The following is a 16,115-nucleotide window of genomic DNA, read 5'->3' as shown; positions in this document are numbered from 1 at the left end:
TTATGTCCGCATTATGTCCGCATTATGTCCACAATTTCTTCAATTTTTGATTATGAATTAAGCCTTGAGAGCTATTTACCTATAATAATCATCATTAATAAATACATTTTTTTCAGACATAAATACAGTAATTATGTCCTAACTCTTAGATCAAACCACTTGATTATCTAAAATTAATTAGTAAAAATATAAATAAGTCTAACATCTTGTAGGCTCTCTTGGTGACAACTTAACCTTATCCAATGTCCAGAGTCCGCGTGAGCGGACTTTTTTATTTATCCTGATATCCTTGAGATTTTTATCTGAGTTTTTAACTTTTCAATTTGTTTAGTAAAGTATGATTCTTGGTATTTAAGCTCTTGGGCTATTTCTAATCCTTTCTCAAATGCTGTTAATGCTTTTGCGTATTCTCGCTGTTCTAAATACAAATTACCAATTTGATCATAAGCCGACATTAAACCATAAAAATTGTTAGCTAATGTTTCTGTTTCAATAAGAATTTTGCTAGTTTCTAAAGCTGCGGTGATTTGTTTTTGGGAACGGTAAAGAGCAATTAATTTATTTAATGCTTCTCCAGCCCTAGCGTACTGTTCTAATTTCCATGCAATAGTATAAGCTTCTTGATAATTATCAAAAGCCTGTTGTCTGAAATTCGGGTTTTCTTTAGCTAAAAATTCATAATTTGCAGCTATGGCTAATTTCAAAGTTGGAATTTGAGTCAAATTCTGTTCATTAGTGGAAATTTCCACTAATTTATTCAATATATCTATTGCTGGTTGGTGTTGTTTTCCTTGAGTGTAGATATAAGCTAACTGTTGTAAATATGCTAATTCATTAGTTTTATTACCTTGATTAATTGCCAAATTTAACAACTTTTGGTAAACATTAGCAGCTTGATTATAATCAAACCAACTTAAATGTAATTCGCCAATATTCTTTAAAGTTTCTATTTCTGCAAATGAATCTTGTTGCTGTTTTCCTAAAATCAGAATTTGTTCATAAGCTGATATTGCTAATTTATAAAGACGAAGTTTTTGATAAGCATTAGCTAGGGATTTCCATAATTGTAAATCAGTGCTTTTTTGTTTGAGCATATCGCTTTGAATCACTTGCAATCGCTGACTAATATATTGCACCTCTTCCCGTTCATTTTCATTGACAGAAATTTCTCCTACCCGTGATAAAGCTTCCACTTCAGCCAATGGACCTAAAAACCGTCTTAATCTTAATTCACGGTTCCACATCTCAAAAGCTTTCTTATTATCTTCTCCTTGTAATATCTTCTGTGCTTCTTGATTTAACTCATCTAAATCCGTCTTTAATTTTTGTAATTCTACTGGTGTTAATTCCCGTTTATTTGCTAAATTTGGTAATAGTGGGTCTGGAGTAGTTATTTCCAAAGGACTGGGAGGAAATTTATCCAAATTTTCAAATTTTTTATCCTTTGCTAGGGTGCCAAAAATAGACAAATGCCAGAAAATAACAGTAGTAATGATTAAAATAAAACGTTGTAACATGATAAGTTTGCCTTTATTGGATTAATTTAAGCGTGGTACTGATGATATAGCCGATAAATAAAGAATACAACTTAGGTTATAATCAAATATAAAGTTTTACAAGTATTCTGACTCGGTAACTCTCGACTACTGATTCCTTTTTTCATGCACATGAGTAAAATAATTCCTGCCATTAGTGTCAAAAACTTTAGTTTTTACTACGACAAGAAAAAAATTCTTGACAATGTATCCATGGATATTCCGCAAAATAAAATCATTGCCATTATTGGACCTAGTGGTTGTGGTAAGTCTACCTTTTTAAAATCTCTTAATCGCATGAGTGACTTAGAGGGAGAAGTTAAAACGGAAGGAAGAATAGAATTTTTTGGACAAAATATTTATGAACGACGAATTAATGTTAATCGTCTGCGTCGTCAAATTAGTACAATCTACTCTACACCTAATCTCTTCCCTATTAGCATTTATGATAATATTGCTTATGGTGTAAAATTAACAGGATGGCGACCAAAATCAGAATTAGATGATATTGTTGAGTTAGCTCTAAAAGCTGCTGATATTTGGGAAGAGGTCAAAAATAAGCTGCATAAATCTGCTTTAGAACTAGGTTGTGGACAACAACAGCGTCTTTGTATTGCTCGCGCTTTAGCCGTCAAACCCCAAGTTATGCTCATGGATGAACTTTGTTGTGGACTTGATACCATGAACACCATGAAAATTCAAGAACTAATTGAGTGTTTGCGTTCTGAACTGACAATTATATTTATCTCTCACAATATGCAGCAAGTCTCTCGACTTGCAGATTTTACAGCCCTGTTTGAATATAATGAAAATCATATTGGCCAATTAAGAGAATTTGCACCCACCAAAAAAATCTTGACTCAATATATAGATTATCGAGTCCGTGATTATGTTGGCAGTTATTCAAGATATTAAGTCAATTTTTGAGAAATTTACAGCAGTTTCCAATATTATAACTTGCAGATATTAATGATAAAAATCTTGTGGTGCGGGCATCTTGCCCGCTAAAAGTGTACCTTGGATGACTACACCACGCGGGCTATCAGATAAAATCCGCTGTAAAATTAAGTTAAGACTTCAAAATTCCCGATTCTATTGGATTGTGATCTCAGAAGCTAAAAATGAACGCAACAAGAAAAAACTGGCAATAGATTTAGCATCTACAAATTCTCCTGTCAAAATGGCTGTTTCTAATTCTTGAGGAGTGAGTAATACCGTTTCGATATCTTCATCTTCATCTTTTGCTGGTGGTATTTCCAGCTTTTGTAAATCTCTAGCGATAAAAGCATAGATGACTTCATCGGAATAACCAGGAGCAAGAAAAAACTCCCCTAGTTTATCCCACTGACGAGCATGATAGCCGGTTTCTTCTTCAATTTCCCGTTTCACAGTCTCTAAAGGACTTTCATTGGGTTCTACAGTACCAGCAGGAAACTCTAACAATCTTCCCTGGACTGCAAAGCGATATTGACGCACAAGTACAAGCTTACCATCTGCGGTCATAGGTATAGCCAAAGCGCCGCCGGGATGACGAATACATTCCCATTCCCCTTCTGATTTGTTGGGTAAACGCAAACGATTAACTTCAAAGTTAAATTTGCGCCCTTTATAAAACAAGCGCTGCTTCAGCAACTGTGGTAATTCTCTACCTAATGGCATAGTCAGGTTCTATTAGTTGTCAATATAAAGAATTTATACGGGGCTTTTTTTTGTGATCAGTTCTTTTTAGACTAAAAAAATGGTAATTTTTTTACATCCTTACTTTCTGGAAGAGAGTAGGGAGTAATTATGAAAAATGAAAAAGCTCCCCGGTTTTTTCAACTGGGGGGCTAAAATTTTGTAGTTCACCACAACGCCGTTTTACCTAAGTTTATGACCTGGTTAAACCAGGTGGGAACCGAGGTTTCTCATTTAAAGTTTCCGGGTACAAGCCCGGTATACTGCCATGAGAAGTATTTAGCTCCCTTGTTGTTAAAGACATAGATCAAAAAACTTGATGGCAGTCACCAATCGTCGTAGTGGAACTAACTCATTATAGCCTTGAAAAATAGTTTGTGTGTTTATTCTAGAAAATTTTGACAAAGTTAGCCTGTGGATTAGATAGTGCCGACACTACTAGGGTGAAGCAGGAAGAAAAAGCCGACTTTTGTTAGCATTAGTTAGCTTTTTTGGATCGGATACCAGATGGATTCAATTTTGTGTATAATGTCGTTGATTGCACTGCGATTGTTTCGCGCTAATAAAACGGTGATATGTCCTAGTTTACGTCCCGGACGAGCTTCTGTTTTACCGTACCAGTGAACGGTAGCTTGGGGAATCTCTGCTAGTTGTTGACGTTGTTTTTGGTAGTCGCAATGGCTGGTTTCATATCCTAGTAAGTTAACCATCACAGCACTAGCACAATTTAATGTAGTATTGGTTAGTTGTAAACCACACACGGCTCTGAGGTGTTGTTCAAATTGAGAGGTTTCACAAGCGTCAAGGGAAAAATGTCCAGAGTTGTGGGTGCGTGGTGCTATTTCATTGACTAGGATTTTCCCCTCAGCGGTGAGAAATAGTTCTATACCGAAAACTCCTACATATTCCAGGCTATTTAATAGTTTATGGGCGATCGCTTCAATTTGTAAATTTTGTTCTTTAGTAATTGTAGCAGGTGCAATTACCCATCTACAAACCTGTTCTTTTTGGAGAGTCTCTACCGTTGGATAGATGACAATTTCCCCATTTACAGAACGTGCTGCAATGATAGCCAGTTCTTTTGTAAAAGGTATAAATTCTTCAACCAAAAACTGGGCGTTGCTGTGATTAATTATTTTTGATAAAGTTACAAAATCGGGAATGATAAAAGTTCCTTGACCATCATATCCATGTCTGCGGGTTTTGAGAACCAGGGGAAAACCCAAGTTTTCTACTTGTGATTCTACCTCTTTTTCCCTTGACAAGGCAAAAAACTGGGGAACTGGTAAACCTAAATCTTGTAAATAGCAACGTTGCTCATATTTATCTAATAAAGGTGCTAAAGCTGCTAAATTAGGGCGAAAGCAAACACCATTTTTTTCTAAAAGTGATAAAGCGGTGAGGTTAACAAACTCATTTTCAAAGGTAATAATATCACACTTTGTAGCTAAAATTTCTGTGGCGGCGGCTTCATCAACTGCGGCCAAAATGCTATCTTGGGCAATGGATACAGCTGGATCATTTTGACTAGGAGTTTGGACTATTAATTCTACTCCCAGCTTATTTGCTGCATCTCCCATCATCCAAGCCAGTTGTCCACCACCGATTATACCAAGTTTCATTGACATCCTAAGGAATCACGAGTTTCTACACCAGTCTGGGAATTTACACCACTGGCTTTTTGACATAGCTCTTTAATTTGCGCTTTATCTAGAATTGCGTCTGTAAAATCCGCACCTGTGATGTTAACATCCGTAAATATAGTACGGAGTAAAAGAGTTTCCTTTAAAACAGCATCAGTTAAATCAGCACCTATTAATTTTACCCCATCAACCATGGCATTTGTCAAATCTGCCCCATGTAAATTTGCTTTTGTCATTACTGAAGCACTTAAAACTGCTCCTCGCAAGTCAGCGCTCGTAAAGTTAGCCATTTCCAAGTTAGCGTTAGAAAATTCCGCTGCTTGTAAACTTTGTCTAGAAAAGTCTTGTCTTGACAATTCTGCATTACTAAAAGACAGAGGATGAGTCCAGTCTGCTAATGCGGGCTGTGAAAAGCACCAAATCATAAGTACCAAAATCAATCCTAAGCATTTTTGCCAAAACATATTTTATCAGTCCAAGTTACTATGATCTAGTTTAATCTGCTCCTGGGTAATTGGTAATGGCTAATTGGGTGAATTTTGGGCAGGGCTTAATATTTTGTCATAAATTTTTGAGCGATTACTATATTCTCTAAATTGGTGAAGATTGGATAATTAGGCGATTAGGACTTGAGTATTTACAATTGTTCATAAAGTTCGATGATAAGTAAAGTTTATTATCTTTTCAATTATCACAGGTCGAACAAGTGTTAGTCTGTTAATCATGGTCATAGCTGTAGGAGCGAAGTTGCCAATATGTACATAATGTTTAATAGATATGTAGAATGATGGACTTAAATTTAATGTTATTGCTAACAGTTATCTGACTAATACCAAATCAAGATGAAGCTGCATAGAATCAGGTTTAAAGAATAATTAACCGCAGCGGTGAGTTGGTATTTAGTTTTATGCAAATTTTCGAGTTATTGAAATTGATCTAAGACACATATTCACAAGGTGAAATTGGTATTTTTATGATGGATCGTTACTCTATTCAATGGATTGAAGCGTGGTGCTTAGAAAATGGCTGGACAGATTTATTTATGGAGAGACGTGGGAATTATTGGGCGTTTCCTCCGGGGGGGGTGATGCCAGAACCAATACCAATGAATGTGTTAAGAATAATTAAAGAGGAAAATGGCTTCACTAATCAAGAAATGTACTGGGCTTGTGCTGCTATATCCACCACAATTTTAGCAGTGATTTATACTTTTTGGTTTAAATGTCCGATTCCTCTGGTGTTATCTTTTGCGTTTAATGCTGTAACTGTAGCACAATTTGAACCAGAAGATGCCTAGAGCCTTGACCCAAGAATTACAGCAGTTTCCGATCTGATGAGGTACAGATATTCATGATAAAAATCCTGTGGTGCGGGCTTCTTGCCCGCAAAAATTTTACCTCACCATTAGGGTAATATGCTGTAAGTGTTGGGTTATGGCTTCGCCACACTTCGTGAACGTTCCTCAACCCAACCTACAAAACTATAAAACTGCTATTGTTGAGAGTTTTTACCTGATAACAAATAACTACTCTAAATTTTGCAACCCCATCGCTATTTTACTGTGTTTTTCGATTTGTGTCATTACCTGTTTTGCGCGTTGAATCACTACCGGGGGTAAACCGGCTAATCTTCCGGCTTCAATACCATAAGACTTATCAGCGCCACCGGGTTGAACTTGATGTAAAAAGATAATTTGGTCTGGTAACTCCTTAACCGTAACTTGATAATTGGCGACATTAGAAATAATAGTAGCCAATTCATTCAACTCATGATAATGAGTAGCAAAAATCGTCCGGGATTTAATATCAACAGCCAAATATTCAGCCACAGCCCAAGCGATTGATAACCCGTCAAAAGTTGCTGTGCCGCGACCAATTTCATCTAACAAAACCAAAGATTTCAAAGTTGCATGATTGAGGATATTAGCAGTTTCATTCATTTCCACCATAAAAGTAGATTGACCGGTAGCCAAATCATCCACCGCACCAACACGGGTAAAAATGCGATCGCATATTCCCAATCTAGCAGAACGAGCCGGGACAAAACTCCCCACCTGCGCCATTAATTGAATTAACCCAACTTGACGCAAATAACAACTTTTCCCACTTGCATTGGGACCTGTCAAAATCACCAAATCAGGATATAAAGACAAACCCTCCGTGTCCTCCGTGGCTCTGTAGTTCGTTTCCTTATCCCCTAACCGAGTAGAATTAGGGACAAAAAACCCAGAAGGTAAAGACTGTTCCACCACCGGGTGACGACCATCAATCACCTCAATCTCTCTACCTGTCAGCATTTCCGGGCGACAATAACCCTGATGTGCAGCCAATTGTGCCAAACCAGATAATACATCAGCGGCGGCCACTGCGCGGGAAACGTTGCGAATAATTTCGGCTTGATTACCCACTTCATCTCGTAAGGCGTTAAAAATCTGATATTCCAGTTGATTCAAATCATCTCGCGCTGTGAGAATGCGTGCTTCTCGTTCTTTCAAATCGGGAGTAATGTAACGTTCCTCATTTGTCAGCGTTTGTTTGCGGATGTAATTATCGGGAACTTGGTCAGATTTACTGCGGGAAATACTGATATAATAGCCAAAAGTTTTATTAAATCCTACCTTTAATGTGGGTATTCCTGTTCTGGCTCTTTCGTCAACTTCTAAATTGGCAATCCATTGTTGATCACTTTCTACAGTAGCCTTTCTTTCGTCCAAAAGCGTATTAATACCTGCGCGAATTAAACCACCTTCTTTGAGATGTATAGGTGGTGATTCTACGATATGGGCCTGTATTTTTTATGCTAGTTCTTCTAGCACCGGAGGAACTTTTTGCAAGGCCTTCAAGAAAGGGGATTTTGCATTGGCAACTAAGCGAGATAATTCAGGTAATCGTGAGAAAGAATCAGCTAAAGCGACTAAATCCCGTGCATTTGCTCTACCAGAAGCGGCTCTAACTGTTAAACGTTCTAAATCGTAAATTTGCTTTAATAATTGCCGGATATCTTGACGTAAAGGGGTATTTTCTATTAATTCCTGAATGGTATCTTGGCGTGATTTAATCCCTTTAATTTCCAGTAGCGGTTGTAACAACCATCTCCTTAAAGCCCTGCTACCCATAGCGGTGCTAGTTCTGTCTAAAGCCCATAATAGAGAACCATGAAATGTGCCATCGCGGACAGTTTGAGTAATTTCCAAGTTACGGCGTGTTTGATGGTCTACAATCAAATAATCCGTGAGTGTATAGGTGCGTAATAATTGCAGAGATACAGGATTGGCTTTTTGTGTATCTTCAATGTAGTCTATAAGACCACCAGCGGCGCGAACAGCGAGGGGAAGATGTTCACAACCCAAACCTTCGAGCGATCGCATTTTGAATTTCTGTAATAATTTACTCCTAGCTTCTGCTTGGGAAAAGGGAACTTGAGAACGTAAACTGTAACAAAATGATGGTGGTAAACACTGAGGAAGGGATGGGGAAGTTTCTCCTGGACGCAGTAAACTACCTAAATCCGGGGCATTAGTGGGAAATAGCACCTCAGCGGGTTGTAACCGCATTAATTCTTGGGTTAGGTGTTCTAAATTACTGCCTTGAGATGTGAGAAATTCCCCAGTTGATATATCTGCATAGGCTAAACCCCAATGATTGACAGCAATTACTACAGCAGCTATGTAGTTATTACGACTTGCCTTTAGCATTCCCTCTTCCAACAATGTCCCAGGTGTGAGAATGCGCGTTACTTCTCGCTTTACCAAACCAATAGCATCAGCGGAGTCTTCTACCTGGTCACAAATCACCACAGCGTAACCTTTTTCTACCAGTTGGGTTGTGTAGCGTTCCCAAGCGTGATGTGGTACACCTGTCATGGCAACGCGACCAACATCACCACCGTGCTTACTGGTTAAAACTAGTTCTAATTCTCTGGAGACGGTTACAGCGTCTTGAAAAAAGGTTTCAAAAAAATCACCGACTCTATATAACAGCAAAGCATGAGGGTATTTATCCTTCATGTCTACGTAATGCTGATACATTTTACTCAGCTTACTGCGGTCTTCTACCAGATTTGTATCAGTAAGTGGTGTGTTTGGTGAATTTGGTTCTGGTGTCGGATTCGTCATGGTAGATGCTGAGAGTTGATTTCCACTGTTTTTGATGATAGCGTGATGTGGGAACTTGGGAGCGATCGCTTAAAGTTTATTTATTTTTTTTGTATTTTAGAGTGAATATGGCTCACGCAGAGGCGCAGAGGCGCAGAAAGGGTGAGGTTTGATGTGTTTATTTTTAGTTATGGTTATTGGTTGATACATCCATTATTGCTTGTATGGTTGTGAAAATGCGATTGCAATAGGGGGAAGCTTGACGAACTTTATTTGCATCAAGACGTTTTAAAATTTCTAAAGCATGAATAGGATTGCGTTTAGTTTGTTTAGTATATGTACCCTGCTTGGAGTTACGAGTTGCTGCTTTTAGCCATTGAAATAACGTATCTTTGGAAACTTGTTCTAGATTTTCACATTTTGCCATCTCATGCATAATTTTTTCTTCTCTAAATCCTTCCCCATAGAAATTTTTTAAAGCATCAATATCAGCAACAAACCATGCTTCCATAGTTTGTACCATCAGGTGACATTGTTCATCATTAAAACTCAATGAATCTAAAATCCAAGGTTGATCTTCTTTTCTATTTCTCAAATGTTCCCAAGGAGTATCATCAGGAGAGACAGGAGATTCAGAATCTATTAATAAAACATTAAAAGCTTCTGGATGATCTTCTAATCCCCATTTGAAACTTTGATAAGCCTTAACGCGAGAACCGCACATAATCAACCTAATTTTAATATCATTTATCTCAGCAATATCATAGAGTTCTTGGAAAAAACTATAAAAACCAGGACTTAAACTTCTAGTTGTTTCTTTTCCACTGATGATACCACTACGAAACCCAGGGCGTTGTCTAGGTATTAGTTCAGTATCATCTTCATTTCCCGCACCCTCAATATAAATGTAAATTTCCATTACCAGGGATTTCCTCCAGTTTCACCCATACGCCAAAGGTCGCCAAGAGTATATTTTTCTAACCATTTTTTTAATCTATCAGGTTGAAGACGCTTGAGATAAGAGCCTTGATTATTACGTTCACAAACTACCACAGATTCAGGATATTGACTTAAACCAGTAATTAAAGCATCGGAATGGGTAGTCACAATTAATTGGGTGCGTTGAGAAGCTTGAATTAGTAACTCAGCAATGATGTACATGATATCTGGATGTAACCCTAATTCTGGTTCTTCAATACAAATTAAAGGTGGTGGACTGGGATGACATAGTATAGTTAATAAGCATAAATAACGCAGTGTACCGTCTGAAAGCCTGGTTGCTGGAACTGCCGAAACCAATTTTTTCTCCCGCAGAAATACCTGTAATGTTGAACTTTCTACTCTAACTGTAATATCCTCTACTGCATGATAAAATTTCTGTAAATGCTGGAGTAATTCTGGTTTTTTTCCTGCATAATCTAAATTATTTAAAACATGACCTAAGTTTCTAGCATCTTCATCTAGAAAATCAATAGGTAAATCAGCAGGTTGCGCCATTCTTGGTGGTGTATATCTTCCTAAATTCCATTCTCTATAAGTACGAATTTTAGAAAATTCATTGCCTAAATAAGTTAATTCTGGATAAGAATCCAAATCTTTTTTCTGTGATAAAACGGATTGATTCGGACTAATTTCCTCTTGGCGCAAATGACGTTGAGTTCTACCTGTTTCTGTACCTGCTTGTCCATCAGGAATAGTTCTCACATTTAAAATAGGTCGCCCATTTTGATAGCGGTAGAAAAAATATACATCTTTTGCTTCTTCATTGTTTCGATGTTCATTTTCTACAACTTCATCTACTATATCTAGTCTTTGATTAACCATAGTAAACCCCAGCTTATAACGTAGAGGCATTATTCCTTGTGGGTAATTGATGATTGCTTCAATTTCCGCTGTGGGAATACCTTTTTCACCTTTCCAAAGCCACTCATTAACACCTCCTCCTTCCCGAATAGGAGCAGTTAAATTGCCTGGTGTTGCTTGTAACAATCCAATAGCTTCTATTAAATTAGACTTACCAGAACCATTGGGACCAATTAACACATTTAATGGTTGTAGTTCTATTTCTTCTCCCTCACTTCCATAGGAAAGAAAGTTTTGTAATTTGATTTTATGAATAAATCTTTTACCTTCCATTGATTTCTCCTTATATTAAAATATTTATCCGAGAATACTATTTACTTTATCATTTTTGGCGATCGCTGCGAGGGTTTGATACCCATTGAAAAATTCGTCATGGTAGATGCTGAGAGTTGATTTCCACTGTTTTTGATGATAGCGTGATGTGGGAACTTGGGAGCGATCGCTTAAAGTTTATTTATTTTTTATTTTTTTTGTATTTTAGAGTGAATATGGCTCAAGCAGAGGCACAAAGAGGAGGTCAATATCTGGATTATACATTAATAAATGGAAGTAAATTTTGTTTAATTGTTTAGTCATCCTAGCGTAAAGTCCGAAATATCACCCTTCCTGGATACTCTTGTTGATTGATTTTGGCATAGACTCGCAAACAAGTTAATACCTCTCCCGGAGTACCACCACAATCTAATTGCAAGTCATCTTTAGAAAACTCACAAACATCAGCATACAGTCCTGATAATTGTTTGATTCTCACTTCATTACCTGCTTTTATCGCTTTATCAGCGGCTTTTCTCAGGATACGACGGGATTCTTTTTGTAATTTTCCCCACCAGGAATAACTTTCAGCAGGAGGGATAAATACTAGAGAATTAATAGCTTCATCTATGTCAATCCAGGCACATAATTCTACAATTATATCAATATTTTCACTATATTTTTGGATACGGTAAAAGCGATCTTTTAAAGCGTCAATATATTGATGACGTTGTTCTAATTTGGAATTTAAAGAAACTACATCGAAGCTAAAAACACTTTTTAAAGCATGATGTAAGTCTGTATCTATTTCTATAAATTTAACATATAAAAGTAAAAATCCTGCAATTGAATATAAGTTTTCAGAAAGATGATTTTGGGTAATTTCTGAATTTAGTAAAGCCTTTTGAGATAAACATAGTCCTTTGGCTTTAACTGTACCATTCAACCCCGGATAAATAATTTCATCGCGGAAAAATGGTAATTCTTCAAGATTTTCATGATCTACAATTGCACCTAATTCTTGCGCTGTTTTCAAAGCAATTTCTCTCCAAAATATCGCTAGATCTTCGGGAACTCGCAGCAATTTTCTCTGAATTTCGTTCCATATTTCCCCATCATTTTGACTCTGAATTGGAGAAGTCCCTAAATAAAAATTTAATTCTGGATCGTTATTAAAAGCTGCTTTTAATTTGAATAATTTTAAGTCGTTTATTAATGGAGATTCTTTTAATTCCCCTAGATCCTCAACTTCTTCAATAAGTCGGGTATGTTGTAATAATTCATCAAGTTCTTGTAGAAGTTCTTCACTTAATCCTATTCCCGGGTCAATGGGATATTCTTGATTTGCTTGGGTTAAAATTGCGACTAATCCATATAAATTAAACCGCAATATTTTGGCTAATTCTGAGTTTTCTGTATTGAGTAGTTTATGTAAATTCTGCATAATTTGACGAGGATGAAAATAGAAAATGTAGGTTTTTTTAAGCCACAGCGTAACCCAGCAAAAAAACAACTAAATGATTAATAATGTTGGGTTTCCTTGCGTCAACCCAACCTACGGAATTAAAGCTAATGAATACCGCAAAATGGATCACGTTCTTTATCAACTTCGTTGGGTTGTAATTCCAATTCTGTCCGATAAACACATCCTTCTTGTTCGAGACATTGTTGATGATTAGATGTCCAATAAGGAACAGCACCAGCGTGTATTCTTAATATTCCTGCATGATCAAGAGTTACATGATATTGACAAGGATAATCTGTGATCATATCGGGTTTATGCAGTGTACCAATTCGCAGCCATTTTTTGGTATTTGTATGACTATCAATTTGATAAATATAAAAGGTATGTTGACCACTTTGGGGAAATGGTGGTAAAGGTTTACTGATTAATCCTGTTCCTGGTTCTTTGACACCATCTTGTAAATAATGAAATGTTTCCATGGTCTTACTATCATTATTATCAACTGCAAATACTAAATGATAAGCATGAGGTTGATCAACTGTGGCTGCTTCTAAAACATTAACAGCAATATCACCATCATTTAAGTTATGCTGAGGGTTTTCTATGGCTATATTCCATTTTAAATTACCATCATTAAATAAAGTATTTTCCGGCGGAGATATAACTGAATTAATGTTAATACCAGGTACATCTATTAAGTAATGGGGATTACCTCGACATAGTAAAACACTAAATTGTAAAGCTTGATCAATTTCAAATTGGACTTTGATTTTTTTGAGAAATTCCTGTTCTTCCATGGCTAATTTATCCATTAATATTTTACCATCGAAACTTCCCCACAGGCGAAAAGTTCCGTTTTCATAATCTTGACGATGGATAATATTAGTTAATTGTATACCCTGCCAAGGTGTCCGCACTTTAGCAACGGTGTCTAAAGGTGCAAGTTGATATAGTTCTTGTCCAGCGCTAAAAATGGCTAATGGTTCGTTACTTTGGGTTTTGCGTTTGAAGTTACAAGGAAGATAATAAAACAGGTTTTTAACATCAATTTCTAATTGATTTGCACCTTTACGTAACAGATTTTTAGATTCTTCAGGATCAAATCGAAACCGACGCAATTTTTCGGCATAACAAGCACCTGCGGAGGTGGCAAGTTTTGTAAATTCTAAAACAAAAGTAATCCGTTCTGGGTTCCAAACAAAATATGGTGATTGACTAAATTCTTCATAGATTTGTTGTTGAACTAAATCAAGATTACAAGTTTTTCCAGATAGAATTAACCAATCTACTTTTTGATTAGGTTCTGAATTGAGACGACTTTCTATTAAACCTTTAGCAATACCAATTGCTTCTTTAATAGATGACATGATAGTCCGTTCAAATTGCTGATTATCTAAAGTTAAGGAAATAGATTCAGGGCTTCTCACTTGAAATTTAACTGAACTTTGGGCTAGAAGTTCGCCTATTTGTTGTTCATTTAAAGTGAAGGTTAATAAAGAACCATCCTTGGGTTGTTTTTGTCCTAATTTGAGTTTAGCAGCTTCAGCATGATCCCACAATGTGTAAAAGGTTTGCAGACGTTGGGGTGCTTGTTGCCAGCGAGTTGGTAATACTTTTTCGGCTGTATCTAGGGCATCTTTAAAAGCAACGTCACCTTCGGGATTTTCTTTATCTATACATTTTAATAAACTACCGGTTTGAAATTTTCCGTCTTCTAAAAAACGTTCGTTTAATTCGGAGTTAATTAAGTCTTCTAATTTATCACTTTCAATGTCACCTGTAGTGACTGCGGTGAGAAGAAAATCAGAAATTGCGACTTTTAATAGGCGGAAAATTCGCAATGTAATTAATTCACCACCTAGTTGTAAATGTCCTGAAGAACCTAATAATTTAGGAGTTAATTTATAGTAACGTCCTCCTAAACCTCTATCTTCATTATCTGCAAAAAATGGAGTTTTATCTTCTAGGGTAAGTTCAATTAAAGCTAAGTCTGTTGTACCACCACCAATATCTAAAACCAGAACATTTTGTGACCATTTATTCCCATTTTGACGACAACGAGTTTTGAAAGATTCAATGCCAATATTCAGATTACCGCCAAATTCTCGCCACAGAAAAAAGATAGCGACAGAAACCGCTTCATCATAAGCTGTTTGTACATCATCAATACCTAATTCTTGTACCAGTTGCTTAATTTCTTTGCGAACTATTGGCGGGGCTACGGTGGGATAAGTGACAACTGCTGTTAAAAAATCGCCTTCAGAAAACCTGCGTCTAGCCCGTTGACGATAATCTTCTGTTAACTCAATTAATTGCGCCCAAGCTGCTTGAATTAGGCGATTAACTTGAATATTCTCTTCTTCGTTTTCTAGGATAATTGGGAAAGATCGATCTTGTCCAAAATAGCGTTTGGGTGAATGATGAAATCTGCTAATAATTTCTTTGACTGAAACAGTTGTTCCCTGGGCTATTGCTTTTTTTCTGTTATCTCTTGCGTCTCTACCCATCTGTAGTTTTAATGGGATTAATTGCGATACTTCCATTTCACTGGGAATTTCTGTATTGCGTCGGTCAATATCTAAAATTACGGGAATTAAATTTTGTGATTCTAATGTAGGAACACGAAAAACTTCATGATATATAGCATAAAGTTTTTTACTAACAGCCCGACGAAATCTATCGCTTGTTCCTAAACATAATTCAATTTGTCGAATGGCTTCTAAAAATAATTCTTTGTGATCACTTTCAAAAATCTCACTTAATTGTTCTGGTTGTATTTGTAAGTTTTTGCTAATATCAACTAGGAACTTTTCCCACTCACTAGCACTAACATCTACTAAGGCTAAATCTGGAGGAGAATTTAACCATTCAGTCATGCGTTGTCTTAATCTCAGTTCTTGTTCTTTGGGTAAAATTTCCGCAATGGGGACTTCAATGGGATCAAAAAGTGTAACTGTGGAGTTAGAAGTACCAAAATCTAAAGCTAACCAACCAGGAAATCTTTTCTTTTGTTTTTCGTTGAGTTTTTCACTCAGTTGTTGACTTAAATTATTCAGATAGCTGTCAAACTGCGAATTGTTCATGGCTTGATGATTTCCTGTAAATGAATTTGGTGATTTTTGTAAGTTGGGTATAAACCAAAGATCACATTCGGCGGATATATGTTTAGATATAGACAAGTTTGGTTTTCCTGCACTGTCAGAGTCGAAATATTCAACAATTACCTTTAAGCTACAGTCAACTAATGTTATTAAAGGTGAATCTAATTGACATATATCTTGTCCTAATTGACAGATATTAATGATTTGTTTGGGTGTAGCTGAGTGAAATTGTCTATAGGTTCTTTGAATTTTTGCTGCTAATTGATTTGGTGTCCCCCTCACTATACAGTTAATTCGAGAAATGTACGGAATGTTGCTATTAACAGCAACAATTTGAATCGAAGGTAGATGCAACTGTGAGTTTTCTCTAACACCTAATTTAAAACTAGGTGGAATCTGAATTTCCACAGGCATTTTTAATGGTCCTTATTTAAGTTGATGGTTGATCACTGAATGCTGATAAATTAAATAAGGCAGAATTAATGA

At 36.5% G+C, this 16,115-nt stretch carries 10 protein-coding genes, 1 other RNA gene and 1 pseudogene; 2 read left to right on the top strand and 10 right to left on the bottom strand.

All coding sequences use genetic code 11. The features are described 5' to 3' along the window. Nucleotides 1-275: 275 nt before the first annotated feature. Nucleotides 276-1,517, bottom strand: a complete 1,242-nt coding sequence (locus H6F39_RS12280; RefSeq protein ID WP_190372209.1) for a lipopolysaccharide assembly protein LapB — start codon at nucleotides 1,515-1,517, stop codon at nucleotides 276-278. Between the two features lie 150 nt (nucleotides 1,518-1,667). On the opposite strand from H6F39_RS12280, the gene H6F39_RS12275 reads away from it, so the two are divergent. Continuing rightward, nucleotides 1,668-2,450 carry a phosphate ABC transporter ATP-binding protein gene (locus tag H6F39_RS12275; RefSeq protein WP_137908272.1) on the top strand — a complete coding sequence of 261 codons (783 nt, stop codon included), beginning with the start codon at nucleotides 1,668-1,670 and terminating at the stop codon, nucleotides 2,448-2,450. A 177-nt stretch (nucleotides 2,451-2,627) separates the two neighbouring features. Here H6F39_RS12275 and H6F39_RS12270 read toward each other — a convergent pair whose 3' ends face one another. From H6F39_RS12270 to H6F39_RS12255, 4 genes are all read right to left on the bottom strand, one after another. Further along, nucleotides 2,628-3,194, bottom strand: a complete 567-nt coding sequence (locus tag H6F39_RS12270) for an NUDIX hydrolase (protein WP_137908273.1) — start codon at nucleotides 3,192-3,194, stop codon at nucleotides 2,628-2,630. Between the two features lie 181 nt (nucleotides 3,195-3,375). After that, nucleotides 3,376-3,560: non-coding RNA, 6S RNA (gene ssrS / locus H6F39_RS12265), on the bottom strand. A 134-nt stretch (nucleotides 3,561-3,694) separates the two neighbouring features. After that, nucleotides 3,695-4,840, bottom strand: a complete 1,146-nt coding sequence (locus H6F39_RS12260) for a 5-(carboxyamino)imidazole ribonucleotide synthase (RefSeq protein WP_190372208.1) — start codon at nucleotides 4,838-4,840, stop codon at nucleotides 3,695-3,697. Continuing rightward, the gene (locus H6F39_RS12255) at nucleotides 4,831-5,319 is read right to left on the bottom strand and encodes a pentapeptide repeat-containing protein (protein WP_137908275.1); all 489 of its coding nucleotides are present in this window, start codon (nucleotides 5,317-5,319) and stop codon (nucleotides 4,831-4,833) included. The genes H6F39_RS12260 and H6F39_RS12255 overlap by 10 nt, the downstream gene beginning before the upstream one ends. A 509-nt stretch (nucleotides 5,320-5,828) precedes the next feature. On the opposite strand from H6F39_RS12255, the gene H6F39_RS12250 reads away from it, so the two are divergent. Beyond that, nucleotides 5,829-6,152 carry a hypothetical protein gene (locus tag H6F39_RS12250; protein WP_028091097.1) on the top strand — a complete coding sequence of 108 codons (324 nt, stop codon included), beginning with the start codon at nucleotides 5,829-5,831 and terminating at the stop codon, nucleotides 6,150-6,152. Between the two features lie 228 nt (nucleotides 6,153-6,380). Here H6F39_RS12250 and mutS read toward each other — a convergent pair. From mutS to H6F39_RS12225, 5 genes and pseudogenes are all read right to left on the bottom strand, one after another. Further along, nucleotides 6,381-8,969: pseudogene (gene mutS / locus H6F39_RS12245) on the bottom strand (DNA mismatch repair protein MutS). A 163-nt stretch (nucleotides 8,970-9,132) separates the two neighbouring features. Further along, nucleotides 9,133-9,867, bottom strand: coding sequence for a DUF4276 family protein (locus H6F39_RS12240; protein ID WP_190372205.1), 735 nt, complete (start codon nucleotides 9,865-9,867; stop codon nucleotides 9,133-9,135). After that, nucleotides 9,867-11,084 (bottom strand): AAA family ATPase, encoded by a 1,218-nt coding sequence (locus H6F39_RS12235; RefSeq protein ID WP_190372204.1) that lies wholly within the window; start codon nucleotides 11,082-11,084, stop codon nucleotides 9,867-9,869. Before H6F39_RS12235 ends, H6F39_RS12240 begins: the two co-directional genes overlap by 1 nt. Nucleotides 11,085-11,388: 304 nt before the next feature. Continuing rightward, nucleotides 11,389-12,507, bottom strand: coding sequence for a hypothetical protein (locus tag H6F39_RS12230; protein WP_137908277.1), 1,119 nt, complete (start codon nucleotides 12,505-12,507; stop codon nucleotides 11,389-11,391). 125 nt (nucleotides 12,508-12,632) lie between these two features. Next, nucleotides 12,633-16,043, bottom strand: coding sequence for a virulence factor SrfB (locus tag H6F39_RS12225; RefSeq protein WP_190396788.1), 3,411 nt, complete (start codon nucleotides 16,041-16,043; stop codon nucleotides 12,633-12,635). Between the last annotated feature and the right edge of the window lie 72 nt (nucleotides 16,044-16,115).

Source organism: Dolichospermum sp. FACHB-1250, assembly GCF_014696335.1.
Classification (GTDB): domain Bacteria; phylum Cyanobacteriota; class Cyanobacteriia; order Cyanobacteriales; family Nostocaceae; genus Dolichospermum; species Dolichospermum planctonicum.
Note: the sequence above shows the minus strand (reverse complement) of the source record. Positions and strands in the feature narration are given on the sequence as shown.

What these genes read in the sequence shown, in the direction of transcription:
- H6F39_RS12280 (WP_190372209.1), bottom strand. Translation starts at nt 1,517, where the DNA reads ATGTTACAACGTTTTATTTTAATCATTACTACTGTTATTTTCTGGCAT.
- H6F39_RS12275 (WP_137908272.1), top strand. Translation starts at nt 1,668, where the DNA reads ATGAGTAAAATAATTCCTGCCATTAGTGTCAAAAACTTTAGTTTTTAC.
- H6F39_RS12270 (WP_137908273.1), bottom strand. Translation starts at nt 3,194, where the DNA reads ATGCCATTAGGTAGAGAATTACCACAGTTGCTGAAGCAGCGCTTGTTT.
- H6F39_RS12260 (WP_190372208.1), bottom strand. Translation starts at nt 4,840, where the DNA reads ATGTCAATGAAACTTGGTATAATCGGTGGTGGACAACTGGCTTGGATG.
- H6F39_RS12255 (WP_137908275.1), bottom strand. Translation starts at nt 5,319, where the DNA reads ATGTTTTGGCAAAAATGCTTAGGATTGATTTTGGTACTTATGATTTGG.
- H6F39_RS12250 (WP_028091097.1), top strand. Translation starts at nt 5,829, where the DNA reads ATGATGGATCGTTACTCTATTCAATGGATTGAAGCGTGGTGCTTAGAA.
- H6F39_RS12240 (WP_190372205.1), bottom strand. Translation starts at nt 9,867, where the DNA reads ATGGAAATTTACATTTATATTGAGGGTGCGGGAAATGAAGATGATACT.
- H6F39_RS12235 (WP_190372204.1), bottom strand. Translation starts at nt 11,084, where the DNA reads ATGGAAGGTAAAAGATTTATTCATAAAATCAAATTACAAAACTTTCTT.
- H6F39_RS12230 (WP_137908277.1), bottom strand. Translation starts at nt 12,507, where the DNA reads ATGCAGAATTTACATAAACTACTCAATACAGAAAACTCAGAATTAGCC.
- H6F39_RS12225 (WP_190396788.1), bottom strand. Translation starts at nt 16,043, where the DNA reads ATGCCTGTGGAAATTCAGATTCCACCTAGTTTTAAATTAGGTGTTAGA.